14 protein-coding genes and 1 tRNA gene are annotated in these 13,852 nt (G+C 64.6%); 8 read left to right on the top strand and 7 right to left on the bottom strand.

The genetic code is table 11. From position 1 onward, the window contains the following. Positions 1 to 5: 5 nt before the first annotated feature. Positions 6 to 1,217, bottom strand: coding sequence for a tryptophan synthase subunit beta (gene trpB / locus X907_RS13930; protein WP_127569026.1), 1,212 nt, complete (start codon positions 1,215 to 1,217; stop codon positions 6 to 8). A gap of 84 nt (positions 1,218 to 1,301) precedes the next feature. Continuing rightward, positions 1,302 to 2,654, bottom strand: coding sequence for a 3-phosphoshikimate 1-carboxyvinyltransferase (gene aroA / locus X907_RS13925; protein ID WP_127569024.1), 1,353 nt, complete (start codon positions 2,652 to 2,654; stop codon positions 1,302 to 1,304). Between the two features lie 115 nt (positions 2,655 to 2,769). On the opposite strand from aroA, the gene X907_RS13920 reads away from it, so the two are divergent. The 7 genes from X907_RS13920 to X907_RS13890 all read left to right on the top strand — a co-directional run bounded on the left by X907_RS13920 (position 2,770) and on the right by X907_RS13890 (position 8,342). Further along, the gene (locus X907_RS13920) at positions 2,770 to 3,276 is read left to right on the top strand and encodes a TIGR02300 family protein (RefSeq protein ID WP_127569022.1); all 507 of its coding nucleotides are present in this window, start codon (positions 2,770 to 2,772) and stop codon (positions 3,274 to 3,276) included. Between the two features lie 119 nt (positions 3,277 to 3,395). Further along, a tRNA-Ala gene (locus tag X907_RS13915) sits at positions 3,396 to 3,471 on the top strand. 127 nt (positions 3,472 to 3,598) lie between these two features. Next, positions 3,599 to 4,606 carry an SDR family oxidoreductase gene (locus X907_RS13910; protein WP_127569020.1) on the top strand — a complete coding sequence of 336 codons (1,008 nt, stop codon included), beginning with the start codon at positions 3,599 to 3,601 and terminating at the stop codon, positions 4,604 to 4,606. Positions 4,607 to 4,727: 121 nt separating this feature from the next. Next, positions 4,728 to 5,225, top strand: coding sequence for a hypothetical protein (locus X907_RS13905; protein ID WP_127569018.1), 498 nt, complete (start codon positions 4,728 to 4,730; stop codon positions 5,223 to 5,225). A gap of 109 nt (positions 5,226 to 5,334) precedes the next feature. Continuing rightward, positions 5,335 to 6,066 carry a DUF305 domain-containing protein gene (locus X907_RS13900; RefSeq protein ID WP_127569016.1) on the top strand — a complete coding sequence of 244 codons (732 nt, stop codon included), beginning with the start codon at positions 5,335 to 5,337 and terminating at the stop codon, positions 6,064 to 6,066. Between the two features lie 38 nt (positions 6,067 to 6,104). Then, positions 6,105 to 7,937: an LVIVD repeat-containing protein gene (locus X907_RS13895; protein ID WP_127569014.1), complete on the top strand. Its 1,833-nt coding sequence runs from the start codon at positions 6,105 to 6,107 to the stop codon at positions 7,935 to 7,937. Positions 7,938 to 8,084: 147 nt separating this feature from the next. Continuing rightward, positions 8,085 to 8,342, top strand: a complete 258-nt coding sequence (locus X907_RS13890; protein WP_127569012.1) for a DUF1150 family protein — start codon at positions 8,085 to 8,087, stop codon at positions 8,340 to 8,342. 108 nt (positions 8,343 to 8,450) lie between these two features. On the opposite strand, the gene X907_RS13885 is transcribed toward X907_RS13890, so the two are convergent. The 3 genes from X907_RS13885 to X907_RS13875 form a co-directional block, all read right to left on the bottom strand. After that, entirely contained in the window at positions 8,451 to 9,719 is a 1,269-nt protein-coding gene (locus X907_RS13885) for an FAD-dependent monooxygenase (RefSeq protein WP_127569010.1), read from the bottom strand. 61 nt (positions 9,720 to 9,780) lie between these two features. Then, positions 9,781 to 10,479, bottom strand: coding sequence for a ChrR family anti-sigma-E factor (locus X907_RS13880; protein ID WP_127569008.1), 699 nt, complete (start codon positions 10,477 to 10,479; stop codon positions 9,781 to 9,783). 97 nt (positions 10,480 to 10,576) lie between these two features. Next, positions 10,577 to 11,158: a sigma-70 family RNA polymerase sigma factor gene (locus tag X907_RS13875; protein WP_127569006.1), complete on the bottom strand. Its 582-nt coding sequence runs from the start codon at positions 11,156 to 11,158 to the stop codon at positions 10,577 to 10,579. A 146-nt stretch (positions 11,159 to 11,304) separates the two neighbouring features. Here X907_RS13875 and X907_RS13870 point away from each other — a divergent pair, with 146 nt between their 5' ends. After that, the gene (locus X907_RS13870; protein ID WP_127569004.1) at positions 11,305 to 11,808 is read left to right on the top strand and encodes an invasion associated locus B family protein; all 504 of its coding nucleotides are present in this window, start codon (positions 11,305 to 11,307) and stop codon (positions 11,806 to 11,808) included. A 7-nt stretch (positions 11,809 to 11,815) separates the two neighbouring features. Here the strand turns inward: X907_RS13870 and X907_RS13865 are convergent, their stop codons facing one another. Both X907_RS13865 and X907_RS13860 read right to left on the bottom strand, forming a co-directional pair. Beyond that, positions 11,816 to 13,093 (bottom strand): polyhydroxyalkanoate depolymerase, encoded by a 1,278-nt coding sequence (locus X907_RS13865; protein WP_127569002.1) that lies wholly within the window; start codon positions 13,091 to 13,093, stop codon positions 11,816 to 11,818. 58 nt (positions 13,094 to 13,151) lie between these two features. Then, positions 13,152 to 13,796, bottom strand: a complete 645-nt coding sequence (locus X907_RS13860) for an SCO family protein (protein ID WP_127569000.1) — start codon at positions 13,794 to 13,796, stop codon at positions 13,152 to 13,154. Positions 13,797 to 13,852: the final 56 nt, after the last annotated feature.

The raw sequence follows: 13,852 nt of genomic DNA, 5'->3' as shown, positions 1-13,852 counted from the left end.
CATCGTTACAGCTCCACCCCCAAGGCCCCCGCGACAGAGAACACGTCCTTGTCGCCGCGTCCGCACATATTCATCAGGATCACGCCATCGGGCCCCAGTTCCTTGGCGAGGTCACGCACGCGGGCGAGCGCGTGGGCGGGTTCCAGCGCCGGGATGATGCCTTCAAGCTTTGAGCAGAGCTGGAACATGTCCAGCGCCTCGGCGTCGGTGGCGTGGCGGTATTCGGCGCGCCCCACATCGTGCAGGAAGGCGTGCTCCGGCCCGATACCGGGATAGTCGAGACCGGCCGAGATGGAGTGGCCCTCCACGATCTGGCCGTCCTCGTCCTGCAAGAGGTAGGTGCGATTGCCATGGAGAATGCCGGGCTTGCCGCCATTGAGGCTGGCCGCGTGGTCGGGCGTATCGACGCCCTTGCCGGCGGCCTCGACACCGATCAGGCGTACGGTCTCGTCTTCCAGGAAGGGGTAAAACAGCCCCATCGCGTTCGATCCGCCGCCAATACAGGCAACAGCGGCGTCGGGCAGGCGGCCAATGCGCTCGAGCATCTGGGCGCGCGCCTCGCGGCCGATCACGCTTTGAAAATCGCGTACCATCATCGGATAGGGGTGCGGGCCAGCGACCGTGCCGATCACGTAAAACGTGTCATCCGGGTTGGTCACCCAGTCACGCAAGGCCTCGTTCATCGCGTCTTTCAGGGTGCCGCGCCCCGATGTGACGGCGTGGACCTTCGCGCCGAGGAGCTTCATGCGGAAGACGTTGGGTTTCTGCCGCTCCACGTCCGTGGCGCCCATATAAACCTCGCACGGCAGGCCAAAGCGGGCCGCCACGGTGGCGGTCGCGACGCCATGCTGGCCTGCGCCGGTCTCTGCGATGATGCGCGTCTTGCCCATCAGGCGGGCGAGCAGCACCTGGCCGAGGCAATTATTGATCTTGTGTGCGCCGGTATGATTGAGCTCGTCGCGCTTGAACCAGATCTGCGCTCCGCCAAACTCTTCGGTCAGACGTTCGGCGAAATAGAGCGGGCTCGGGCGGCCGACGAAATCGCGCGCGAATTCCTCCAGCTCCTTCACGAAGGCCGGATCGTCCTTCCATTTCGCATAGGCCTTTTCCAGCGCCAGCACGTTCGGCATCAGCGTCTCGGCGACAAAGCGCCCGCCATACTCGCCAAAGAGGCCGTTGGCATCGGGATAGTGGGAAAAGGCGTTGGGCTGGGTCATGGGCTCATTCGCGCGCTGGAAAGGTGAGGAGCCTGATCTAGAGCGTCAGGACAGGGGAGGGAAGCGGTGAATGTGCGGCTCCGCTTATCCGATGTCCGCGCCGAGCGCGGCCATGTCATCAAAAAAGCCGGGATAGGAGGTCGCGATCATTGCTACGTCATCGACCGTCACCGGCTCTTTTGCGCCAAGGCCCAGCACCAGCCCGGCCATGGCGAGGCGGTGATCGTGCAGCGTCTTGACGAGCCCGCCGCCCGGCACCCCGCCCGGTCCCATGCCATGAACCGTCAGGCTGTCCTCGCCCAGCTCCACCTTCACGCCATTGGCGGCCAGCAGCGCGGCAGAGGCTGCCAGCCGGTCGCTTTCCTTGGCCCTGAGTTCCGCGAGGCCCGTCATATGTGTCACGCCTTGTGCGAATGCCGCGATGACAGCGAGGATCGGGTATTCATCGATCATGGAGGGCGCGATTTCGGGCGGCACCTCGACGCCCTTCAGAGCGCCTGGCCGCACGGTAATATCGGCGAGTGCCTCGCCCGCGCGGGTGCCGGCGGGGGTTATGGTCATGTCCGCGCCCATTGTTTTTAGCACCTCGTAGAGCCCGAAGCGGGCCGGATTGGTCATCACGCCCGTCACACTGACAGGGCCAGTGCCGGCCACCAGCCCTGCTGCCAGCGGGAAGGCGGCAGAGGAGGGATCGCCCGGCACATGCATATCGGCGCTGTGCAGCGCCTTGCCGCCGCGCACGCGCGCAATCAGGCCCGCACCATCACGCTCCATGGACATATCTGCGCCAAACAGGGGCGCCAGTGTCTCGGTATGGGCGCGCGTGGCCTCCGGCTCGATGACGACTGTTTCGCCCTCCGCGCCGAGACCTGCCAGCAATATGGCGCTTTTCACCTGCGCAGATGCGACAGGCGGGGTGTAGCGAATCGCGTTCAGCCGGGCAGAGCCGTTGAGCGTGACCGGCAGGCGTCCGCCGTCCGCTGCGCTGGTGGTCACGCCCATCAGGCGCAAGGGTGCCAGCACGCGTTCCATCGGCCGGGAGGACAGAGAGACATCGCCGGTAAAGCGGGCGGTCAGGTCAAAGCGTGCCGCCGCGCCCATCAGCAGGCGCACGCCGGTGCCGGAATTGCCAAGGTCGAGATCGCCTTCAGGGGAGCGCCATTGCGGCGCGCCTGTTACCTGCCAATGTCCATCCCCGGTGCGTTCGACACTGGCCCCCAGCGCGCGCACCGCACCGGCGGTCGCCAGTACGTCTGCGCTTTCCAGAAGGCCCTCGATCTGGCTGGTGCCTTGCGCCATGCCCGCCAGCATGATCGCCCGGTGCGAGATGGACTTGTCTGGCGAGGCGGCCCGGACGCCCTCGATCCGGACGGCTTTGCGTGCGGTGCGCGCACCTGATGCAGCCGGGCGGGCGGCTGCTTTACCGTTGGAAACCATGGGTTTGACTTTCGTGCTTGTAACGGGCTGAAAATCGGGTTTTGACAGCGCGGCGCAGACGTGGCAACAGGCGCGCCGCCTCAAAGACCAATCCAGCGCTGAAGGATCAAGTCCCGTGCCCAAACCCGATCTTGGCGTCAAGCGAATCTGCCCGGAAACCGGCAAGAAATTCTATGACCTTGGCAAAGACCCGATTGTTTCGCCTTTCACCGGCAAGGAATACCCGGTCTCCTACTTTGCAGAGGTCGTGATGAAACCGGCCCGCAAGTCGCCCAAGCCCAAGGTGGAGGACGACAAGGAAGAAGAAGGGCTGGAGGACGATGAAGAGCTGGACGCGGCAGATGATGCAGCCGACAGCGACGATGATGATGACGACGCGGACGATGACGCGCCCGAACTCGACGAAGAGCCCATCGATCTGGGTGATGACGAGGACGAGGACGACGATGTCGCTCCGGTGAAAGGCAAGAAGGCCCCGGTCGACGATGATCTGGACGGGTTCTCCGACGAAGAGGCCGATCTGGACGACGAAGACGATGATGACGGCATCCTGCTTGATGATGATGAAGACGATTTCGATGCAGATATCGGCGTCGAAGACGATGATGACGATACCCCGTAGACGGGTGCTGCACGGCAGGCGCATGGCGATTGCGTTTGCCACTTGATCGGCGCGCGCAAGCTGACTAGTTTCCGCGCTCCAAATCCGGCGGGCCCCAACCCGCCACCTAACGAGATACCGGGGCCATAGCTCAGTTGGGAGAGCGCTTGAATGGCATTCAAGAGGTCGGCGGTTCGATTCCGCCTGGCTCCACCATCACACCGAAAACCCCGCCCGCGACACGCTGGCGGGGTTTTTGTTTTCCGGCTTTTCCCGGTCTGTTTGTCTTCACCCCCGTTTTGCCTATCCTCGCTGCCAGAGCGATCAATGAAGGGAGCGGAGCATGGCCAGTCAGGGTATCAGCCGCCGGGGTTTGCTGGGCGGTACGGCAGTGGCAGCAGCGGCGGTGAGCGCGGCTGGCGCCAGTTCAGCGGCACTCGGCAAGGCGCTGCGCTCTGAACCATCCCTTGAGGGCAAGACCATCCTCATCACGGGATCATCGTCTGGCTTCGGGCGGGCTGGCGCGGAGCATTATGCGCGGCTCGGCGCGCGGGTGTTCGCCTCGATGCGCAATCTGCCCCGCGCCGAAGCTGATGAGCTGACCGCTCTGGCGGAGGCTGAAGGGCTCGCCATCGAGGTGGTGGAGATTGATGTCACTTCTGATGACAGCGTGGCGAGCGGCGTGGCCGAAGTGCTCGAAGCGACCGGCGGTACGCTCGATGTGCTGGTAAACAATGCCGGGATCGCGCTGGCCGGTCCGATAGAGCTGCAGGACATGGAGGCCACGCGCCTCATTTTCGAGACCAATACGTTTGGCCCTCACCGCATGGCGCGGGCCGTCCTGCCGGCCATGCGCGCGGCGGGCAGCGGTCTGATCGTGCAGATTTCCTCCCAGCTCGGCCGGGTGATCGTGCCGGGCCTGGGGCACTACTCGCCGGTCAAGTTTGCGCTGGAAGCCATGAGCGAGGCGATGGCCTATGAGCTGGTGCCGCAGGGCATCGATGTGACCATCATCCAGCCGGGCGGCTACCCCACGCAGATCTGGAACAGTGCCAGCGTCCTGACAGCTGCCCTGCTGGAGCGTACGCCGGCGGAGCGGCTGGCGGCCTACCCGGAACTGATAGCGGGCATGGGCGCGGGCGGCGGGGGCGGCAGCACCGATCCGATGGATATACCCGACGCCATCGCGCAGCTGATTGCCAGCCCCGGCGGAACGCGGCCCTTGCGCGTGGCCGTGCATCCCGTTGCCCGGCCCCAGCTCGGCATCAACGAGGCCAGCCGCGAGACCCAGCTGGCCATGCTGGGCGGTTCGCCCTACGGGCCGTGGGTGAGGGATGTGCTGGAGCGCTGAGCGACTGACGGCGGAAACCTGAACCTGCGCTAAACGCTGCGCTCTGCCTGCGTTCAGCTGGCAGGTGGCAATGTCCTGTCCAGCAGCCGGCCAAGGTCCGGCCCTGAACGGGAGGTTTGCCATGTCACGCCCTGAGTACGACGCCTCTGTACGGCGCCCGGGCCGCTGCGCCGCGAGGGCCGCCATCAGTGCGGCCGTTCTGGCCTTTGCAGTTGTGCTGCCGGGCGCGGCAATGGCCCAGCAGCCCTGGTTCAACCCGCCACCGCCGCGCGCACCGGACATACGGCCCGGCGAGGCGTGCTCACTGGTGCTGGTGCAGGGCCGTGGCACGCGGCAGCTGATCGCCCGCGCCGCGCCCGGCATTTCGGGGCACTGGTCCTTGAGCGTGCGCAGTGACGGGCTCCAGTCCGACCAGTCCGGCCCTCTGCAGGGCGGATCACGTGTGCAGGAGCTGACCCGCATCACGCTTGACGGGCAATATCGTCCGGTCGCGGACCACAGCGCGGCGGGCCTCTACGGACCCGTAACCCGCCCCGGCGCCGCCCCTGTCCAGGCCGCGCTGGTTGTACGTGACGGGCGGGGCCGGGTCGTGTGCCGCGCGGCGCCAGAGTTGCGCTAGGCGCTTTCTTGCGGGGCGGGAACGCACCTGATCACGCGTTTGCGACTTGCCCCCGGCCTGTCTGCGGCTAGGGTTCAGACCAATAGTCACAAGAGCCCGGGGAATATAATTGATAGCTGTCAGCACCTTACTGGCACTGGCGATGGCCGTTACGGCAGATGGTCCGCCCATATTGCAGCCCGGCGCACCGGGCGAGCCGACGCGTGAGATCAGCGCGGAGCGGTCGCGCGCGCTCAGCCAGACGCGTCATACGGCCGCCGATACGCGCTTCATGCAGCACATGATCGTCCATCACCAGCAGGCGGTGGACATGGTCGCGCTCATTGAAGGGCGTACGTCCAATCCCTCCATCATCGCCATTGGCGGACGCATTGCCCGTTCGCAGGACGATGAGATTGCCCTGATGCGCGACTGGCTTATCCGGCGCGGCGAGGCGCAGGAAGCCGATGACCTGCACGAACATCACGGGGCTGGCGGGCATGACCACCATCACGCGCATCACGGCCACCATGCCTCTGATGATCCCGATGATGTCCCGCTGATGACCGGCATGCTGTCAGTCAACCAGATGCGCGCGCTGGCTGCTGCCGAAGGGGGTGAGTTCGACCGGCTCTTCCTGGAGGGCATGATCCATCACCACGAGGGCGCGCTCATCATGGTCGACGAGCTGCTGGAACATCCAGGCGCCGCCGAGGACATCATCATGTCGGACTTCACCGGCCATATCGTGGCCGACCAGATGGCCGAGATCTTGCGCATGCAGAACCTGCTGCGCGATTTGCCACCCGCCGAAGAGCGCGAGGCAGAGCCGCACAGCCACCACCATCATCACCATCACTAGACGCAAGGAAAGCTTGCGCAAACCGGGGAAAGTTCACGATGAAACATTTGCTCAAATGCACTGCCGCGCTTGGCGTCCTGTCGCTCGCTATCGGTACGGCGCAGGCCCAGGTGAACACGGTGGGCGAGGATGAGCGCTCCCATCTGGCGGGCGGGCTTTTCGATGCGGAAAGCGCCAGCTGGAACATGGTGCTGGAGCATAATGTTCCGCCCATCGACGCCTTCTTTGACGAGCGCGCCCTGTTTGCGCCGGCCCAGTTCATGGCCGCCATGCGCGCTGCGCGCGAGGCCGAGGAACGCGGTGAGGACGCCGCCCCGCCCGCCTTCACGCCGCTGGCTCTGGCCAATACCGATTTTGCCTTCCAGGGCGATCACGTCATCATGGGCAATTATCACGGCTTCCTGATCTACAACGTGGCCGGGGACGCGCCTGAGCTGGTGACGGCGGTCGTGTGTCCGGGCGGACAGGGCGATGTGTCGGTCTATGGCGATCTGCTTTTCCTGTCGGTGGAGCATAACCGGGCCCGGCTTGATTGCGGCTCTGAGGCCGCTGAAGGCGAGGTCAATCCGGACCGTTTCCGCGGCATCCGCATTTTTGACATTTCCGACATCACCGCCCCGCGCCAGATCGCTGCCGTGCAGACCTGCCGGGGTTCGCACACGCACACCCTGCTGCCCGATCCGAACGATGAGAATATTCTTTATGTCTACAATTCGGGCACGCAGCCGGTGCGTTCAGGCGATGAGCTGGAATTCTGCTCTGACGGGCAGCCCGGCGAAAACCCGGAGACCTCCCTCTACTCGATCGACATTATCCGCGTGCCGCTTGATGCGCCGGAAACGGCAGAGCTGATCGACAGTCCGCGCATCTTTGCCGACCGCGAAACCGGCGAGATTGCCGGCCTCTGGCAGGGCGGCCAGCTGGGCATTGCCAGCCAGCGCACCTCCCAGACCAATCACTGCCACGACATCACGGTCTACCCGGAGCTTGGCATTGCCGGCGGCGCGTGCAGCGGTAACGGCATATTGCTGGACATCACCGACCCCGCCAATCCGTCGCGCATTTCCGAGCTCTTTGACCCGGACATGGCCTACTGGCACTCGGCCACCTTCAACAATGAAGGTGATGTGGTCGTCTTCACCGATGAGTGGGGCGGCGGCACGGCGCCGCGCTGCCGGGCAGAAGACCCGGCCAACTGGGGTGCCAACCTGATTGCCACGATCGAGGGCAATGTGCTGCGCGGCCAGACCTTCTACAAGCTGCCCTCCACGCAAGGCTCCAGCGAGAACTGCGTGGCGCATAATGGCTCTCTGGTGCCGGTGCCGGGCCGCGATATCATGGTGCAGTCCTGGTATCAGGGCGGCATCTCGGTGATGGACTTCACCGATCCGCGCAATCCTTTCGAGATCGCCTATTTTGACCGCGGGCCGGTGGATCCGGACAATCTGGTCGTCGCCGGTTACTGGTCGTCCTACTGGTATAATGGCCGCATCTACGCCAGCGAGATCGCGCGCGGGCTTGATGTGCTGCGCCTAGAGGCGGGCGAGCATCTCTCCGGAGCGGAACTCGCCGCCGCCGAGGCGGTGATCGAGGCTGAGGTCAACCCGCAGACCCAGACCCGCATCGTGTGGGAAGACAGCGCAGTGGTGGCGCAGGCCTATCTGGATCAGCTCGCGCGCGGCGAGGCCGTTGAGGCAGGCCTTCTGGAGCGCGCAGGCACCGAGGTTTCCCGCTGGGCTGATGGCCGCATGAACCGGGGCAATCTGCGCCGGCTGTCGCGTGATCTGGCATCTGCCGCCGCTGAGACCGAGGGCCGTGATGGCGCACGCCTGACGGCGCTGGGCGAGCTTCTGGGCCGCGTCGCGGGCTAGCGCGTCTGCCCGACTATTGAAGACGCCCCGTCAGCCTCGGCTGGCGGGGCTTTTTCGTGGCCGGATGCTTCCTGCAAGCAGCCTCTTGAAGAGGCGGGATGTGGTCCCCACCTCTATATCCGAGGGCATTGAAGAGGAGGCCCAAACATGGCTCCTGAAGAGTTTGAACAAGGCGAGTCGGGTGTGCCTGCCACCGTCTATGTACGCGAAATCGCGGCCGCAGACGTGTTCGAGCAGGTCCAGCCTGGCAATGCGATTGAAATTGATGGCGTGACGCTGGAACCCGATCAGCAGTTATACGCTATACATGATGAAGACGGGCGCCGTGTCGGCCTGTTTGCCGATCGCGATGCGGCTTTTGCCGCTGCGCGCTGGCATGGTGCGGCTCCCGTAAGCGTGCATTAGCACGCGCAACGGAAAGCGTGTCAGTCAGTCCCTCCCCCCGGACGGCACGCTTCACTGGAACGCCTCCCGGTCCCCCGCCGGGGGGCGTTCTGCGTTTCAAGGGGGTGGTCAGAGCGAGAGCGCTTCACCCTTGAGCAGGCGCGGCAGATCGCCGGTCTCCCCGCCGGCCGTGCGCATGAAGAAGCGGCGCGCCACGGGAATGGCATTGGTCAGGGACAGCCCCAGCCCGCGCGCATGACGCAGCGCCGTATTGTCGTTGGAAAAGAGCAGGTTGAAAGCATCAGTGCCGAGCGCAAGGGCGGCTGAATCCGTCTTGCGCCAGCGCTCATAGCGGGTCAGCGCAGCCTGCGATCCCGGATCGAGCCCGGCGCGCAGGGCATCGACGATCACTTCGCACAGGGCTGCCGCGTCGCGAATGCCCAGATTGAAGCCCTGCCCGGCAATGGGGTGGATGGTGCGCGCCGCATCGCCCGCCAGCGCCAGACGCTCTGCTGTGAAGCGTTCGGCCAGCATCAGGCCCAGCGGATAGACATGCACCTGGCTCACCGGCTTCACTTCGCCCAGAAAATCACCGAAGCGCGCTTCGAGCGCTTCCTGAAAGCCTTGCGGGTCAAGCGCGGCAATGGCGCGCGCGGGCGCGTCCTTCTCGGTCCAGACAAGGCTGGAACGGTTGCCGGTCAGGGGCAGGATGGCGAACGGCCCGCCCGGCATGAAATATTCATACGCCACACCCTCATGGGGCAGTTCATGCTCTACGGTCAGCACGATGGCCGACTGGCCGTACCGGCGTCCGAGGGAGCGGATACCGGCCCCCTCGCGCAGGCGTGACATCTTGCCATCGCAGGCCACGATCAGGCTCGCCTGGAGCGTGTCGCCGCCATCAAGCTCCAGCACGCCATGACCGGAATGTGCCTGCATGGAGAGGGCGCGGCGCGGCGCGAAGACCGGCAGGCCCGTCTCATGGGCGCATTTTGCCGCCGCGATGCGGGTATGGCGGTTCTCCACCATGTATCCCAGCGGTTCGCCCTCTTCGCGCGGATGGATTTCACGCCGGTCGAAATGCAGGTTGTCGACGCCGGGGCCGCCGGGCTTCAGCCCGTCGAGCGGACGCCCGTCCACGACCAGAATATCCTCGATGCGCTGGGCCTGGCCTTTGAGATGCTTGGCCACGCCAATCTGTTCCAGCATGCGCCAGGAGGTATAGGCGAGCGCAGACGCGCGCCCGTCAAAGGCGATATCGGCCTGTGTATCCAGGGGAAGCGCGTCGATTACCGCCACTTTCACGCCCGCGCGGTGCAGGGCGAGCGCGAGGGTCAGCCCGGCCAGCCCGCCGCCGGACACCACTACATCGCCGTCAAAGAGGAGTTTGCCTGTCATGGCGGTGAGACTAGCCGATCAGGCGGCCAAGGGAAGCGGGGCAAATGCCGCAGGGTAGGGACTAATTCATCCCGCCGAGCACGCGCTGCACCCAGCCCAGAGGGCCGGTGAAGGCCAGCGGGCCATCAGTGACGGCCAGCGCAATGCAGACCTCGCCTGCTTCTGCTACCGGCTTGTGCTCGATGTCCGGGTCAGCAACGCTCAGATCGCCCTTGCCATAGCGGGCAAGCCCGTCATGGAAGGCGCCGCACAGCACCAGGGTAAACTCCTTGCAGTCATGGGTGTGGCGCGGCACGCCATGGCCTGGCTCCAGCCGGATCAGCTCGGCCTTGCCACCGTCCTCGCGCATCAGCTCCATGATGCGCACGCCGGGGCCCGCAAACTGCCAGTTGCCAGCCGCTTCCAGCGCCAGATCGCGCACTGGCTCAGGCAGGGCCAGAAGCTCATCAAGCGACTGGCTGGCGAGTTTCGCCGCCTTGCGGGCGGAATCGTGATTGACCATTTGCGACGGACCGGCCTCACCGGCAGCGGCCGCTTCGGTGTCGAGGATGGCAAAGAGATCGTCCATGGCGCCCGGGCGCAGCGGAGCAGGCGCCATCGCGGTCAGAAGCACGCCTGCAATCCGCTCGGCATCGTTGCACAGTTCAAGGACCTGCGGGTCCAGCGCGGCTTGCGTATCAAGCAGCAGGCGCATCGGACCGGACAGGGCGCCTGAAGCGTAGGCGGAGAAAATTTCGTCACCGAGGCTCTGGAGGGTCATGGCGTCAGTCTGGTCTCATCTGGATGCGAGTTCGGGGATATTGATCGTGCCTATAACACTTCAAGGGTTGGCCGATGGTTATTGCAGTTCTTGCCAGCTAGAGATCGTCGGGGTCGAGATGTTTTCGCAACTTGTCGAACGCGAGGCGCAGCCGCGACTTCACGGTTCCCAGCGGCAGGGCCAGCCGTTCGGCAATCTCGCTATGGGAAAGACCGTCAAAAAAGGCGAGCTGCAAAAGCGATAGCTGCTCGGCCGGCAAATCTTTCAGCGCCGCCTGCACGCGCAGATCGCGTGCGCTGGCATGGGTCGCCTCATCAGGGGCGATTTCAGGCTCCGGCAGCAGAGAGGGCTCGTCCGGGTCGAGCGCCGGTTTTGACGCGCGGCGGGCTATGTCGATGCGCTTGTTGCGCGCTATGCGGAATATCCAGGTGGAGGCCGAAGCCTGCGTCCGGTCAAACTGATGGGCCTTGCGCCAGACGGTCAGCATGACCTCCTGGGCAATTTCCTCGGCGAGCGCATCGTCGGCATTCAGCCGCAAAAGATAGGATTTCACGCGTGGCGCAAAGAAATTGAACAGGGTTGCGAACGCCGCGCGGTTCTGCCGGGCGGTTTCCTCCACAAGCGCGTCAAGCGTCTCGCGCCCTTGCGGGACGTCAGTCCTGATCTTGAAGTCCGCCAAGGAGGATAATCGCTCTCGCGCTCCGGATTGCACCAAACAGACATGCACCTTAACGCGGTTTAAAGAGCTACGCGCCTTGAAATCGCCGTTACGAGAGCAGAAACATAACCGGCCTGCAGCCAGCCGCCATTACAGGAACCCGCGCCATGCGCCTCGCCCTTGCCTCCGCCGCCTTTTGTGCCTTTGCCCTTTGTGCGCCGTCCCTTGCCCAGGCACCTGACTTTCAGGGCCAGCACAATGACTGGCGCGTCTTCACCCGCGGAAGCGGGGCAGAACGCATCTGCTATGCGGTCACCCGCCCCACCGATTCGCGGCCTGGCACGGTCGATCATGGCGATGTGTATTTCTTCGTGTCCAGCTGGGCGAACGGGGCCGCGCGCGAGCAGCCAAGCTTTCTGGCCGGCTATGAGCTGCGCGCCGACAATCCGCCGCGCGCCACTGTCGGCTCTGACCGGGTGAGCATGTATGTCGATGAGCGTGAAGGCTTTGTCGAAGAACCCCGCGAAGAGGCCCGGCTGGTCGATGCCATGCGGCGCGGCGCCACCATGCGGATCGAGGCGGTGTCCGCGCGCGGCACCAACACGGCCTACACCTTCTCGCTGTCAGGCGTGACGGCTGCGCTCAGGCAGGCCAGCGAGCTGTGCCGCTAGGGCGGCGTCAGGACGCCTTGGCTTTGCCCCGGCGGGCGTGGCGCTCCATGAAGGCGTTCATGCGCGGGACGATCTCCTCGCGGAAGCGCCGCCCGTTGAACACGCCGTAATGGCCGACATCGGGCTGGATATAGTCCTCGCGCAGGGTTTTGGGCAGGCCCGAACAGAGTGTGTGAGCCGCCTGCGTCTGGCCGATACCGGAAATATCGTCATTCTCACCCTCGACGGTGAGAAGCGCGATGTCGGTTATGGCTGACGGGTCGACCCGCCGGCCCTTCACCTCGAAATTGCCTTGCGGCAAGGCGTGGGCCTGGAACACGTCGGCGATGGTTTCGAGGTAGAATTCCTCGGTCAGGTCCATGACCGAGAGATATTCATCATAGAACTGGCGGTGCTTGTCGGTGCTGTCGCCATCGCCTTTCACCAGATTGGCGAAATAGTCGTAATGGGCGTCGACATGGCGCTCATAGTTCATGTTGATGAAGCCGGTAAGCTGCAAAAAGCCCGGATAGACCCGGCGCAGCGCGCCCGGATACACGGTCGGCACGGTGTGGATCAGATTGTCACGGAACCATTCAAACGGGCGTTCTTCAGCCAGCTTGTTGGGCACGGTGGGGCTTTTGCGCGCATCAATGGGTGAGCCCATGAAGGTCATCGTGGCGGGACGCGCCGGATCCTTGTCCTGCGCCATCAGTGACAGGGCCGCCAGTACGGGCGGGCCGGGCTGGCAGACGGCCGCCACGTGAGCACCGGGGCCGATCACGGTAATCATCTCGCGGACATAGTCGGCGTAGTCGCCCAGCCCGAACCGGCCTTCCATCATCGGTACCATGCGCGCATCGGCCCAGTCGGTGATGTAGACTTCATGGGTCGGCAGGAAGGCCTCTACCGTACCGCGCAGCAGGGTGGCGTAATGGCCGGACATGGGCGCGACCAGCAGAAGCCTGGGATCGTTGAGCGCGGACTCTTTGACCTTGCGCGCGGCGGCGAGCGCGGCCCGGTCGCGGGCAAAATGCACCAGATTGCAGAACGGCTTGCGCCAGACGGTTTCCACCTCGATGCCAACCGGCGCGCCGTTGACTTCGGTTTGCTCAATGCCCCATTCCGGCTTGCCGTAATAGCGCGTCAGGCTTTCAAACACGTCCGCGGCAGCAGCAGCGGTGCGCCCGGCCAGCGTGTCGCCCATCGGGTTTAGCGGCGAACGCAGCGAGGAGCGGGCCACATTGGCCGCAGTGCGCCAGGGCAGCATGGCAGCGCGGGTCATTTCCATGAAGGTGTAAAGCATTGAAAATCAGGCCTCCGGCCTAGCAGGCCTTAATGCCCGCAGTATTTCACGACGGCGATCATGCGCCTTCTTCCTGTAAAAATCGTTGCAGGGATTGCGCAATGCGCTCGGGCGCGGTGGCGTGGGGGAAAACCTCCACAAAACGGCCCTGCCGGTCCATCAGATAGATAAGCGAGGAATGGTCGATCAGATATTCGGCCATGGATGCATCCGCATCGGAGCGGGCATAGTAGACGCGGTAGGCGCGCGCGGCTGTCTGGATCTGCTCTGCCGAGCCGGTCAGGCCGATCAGGCCTTCGGGGAAGACCGGCGTCTCGACATATTGTGCCAGCGCCTCGGGCGTGTCGCGCTCAGGATCAAGGCTGATGAGGAGAGGCTGGAACTGGGCGCGTTGCGCCTCGTCCAGCTCTTCGAGCGCCTGCGCCATCAGCTGCAGCGACATCGGGCACACATCGGGGCAATAGGTGAAGCCGAAATAGATCAGCATGGGCCGGCCCTCGAAATCGGCGTTCGTCACCGTTTCGCCGGTATGGGCCACCAGTTCGAAATCGCCGCCAATCAGGGCCTGTCCGCTTTCACGCACGCCGGGGGCGGCGTTCGGGCGCTGTCCGCTGGCATAGACAAGGGCGGCAACAGCAATAACTACACAGACGGCGCTGGCGATGACGGGAAAAAGCCAGGCAGGACGGTTTGACCAGTTCACGGATGCCCGCTCCTCGGTATGCTTCTGACCGAATAGATAGGGCGCAAAACACCGTC

This window comes from Glycocaulis alkaliphilus, assembly GCF_004000605.1.
GTDB classification, from domain to species: domain Bacteria; phylum Pseudomonadota; class Alphaproteobacteria; order Caulobacterales; family Maricaulaceae; genus Glycocaulis; species Glycocaulis alkaliphilus.
The sequence above is the reverse complement of the archived record's forward strand: the minus strand, read 5'-3'. Positions and strand labels throughout refer to the sequence as shown.

What these genes read in the sequence shown, in the direction of transcription:
- X907_RS13880 (WP_127569008.1), bottom strand. Translation starts at nt 10,479, where the DNA reads ATGACCCTCCAGAGCCTCGGTGACGAAATTTTCTCCGCCTACGCTTCA.
- X907_RS13885 (WP_127569010.1), bottom strand. Translation starts at nt 9,719, where the DNA reads ATGACAGGCAAACTCCTCTTTGACGGCGATGTAGTGGTGTCCGGCGGC.
- X907_RS13910 (WP_127569020.1), top strand. Translation starts at nt 3,599, where the DNA reads ATGGCCAGTCAGGGTATCAGCCGCCGGGGTTTGCTGGGCGGTACGGCA.
- X907_RS13895 (WP_127569014.1), top strand. Translation starts at nt 6,105, where the DNA reads ATGAAACATTTGCTCAAATGCACTGCCGCGCTTGGCGTCCTGTCGCTC.
- aroA (WP_127569024.1), bottom strand. Translation starts at nt 2,654, where the DNA reads ATGGTTTCCAACGGTAAAGCAGCCGCCCGCCCGGCTGCATCAGGTGCG.
- X907_RS13890 (WP_127569012.1), top strand. Translation starts at nt 8,085, where the DNA reads ATGGCTCCTGAAGAGTTTGAACAAGGCGAGTCGGGTGTGCCTGCCACC.
- X907_RS13905 (WP_127569018.1), top strand. Translation starts at nt 4,728, where the DNA reads ATGTCACGCCCTGAGTACGACGCCTCTGTACGGCGCCCGGGCCGCTGC.
- X907_RS13865 (WP_127569002.1), bottom strand. Translation starts at nt 13,093, where the DNA reads ATGCTTTACACCTTCATGGAAATGACCCGCGCTGCCATGCTGCCCTGG.
- X907_RS13870 (WP_127569004.1), top strand. Translation starts at nt 11,305, where the DNA reads ATGCGCCTCGCCCTTGCCTCCGCCGCCTTTTGTGCCTTTGCCCTTTGT.
- trpB (WP_127569026.1), bottom strand. Translation starts at nt 1,217, where the DNA reads ATGACCCAGCCCAACGCCTTTTCCCACTATCCCGATGCCAACGGCCTC.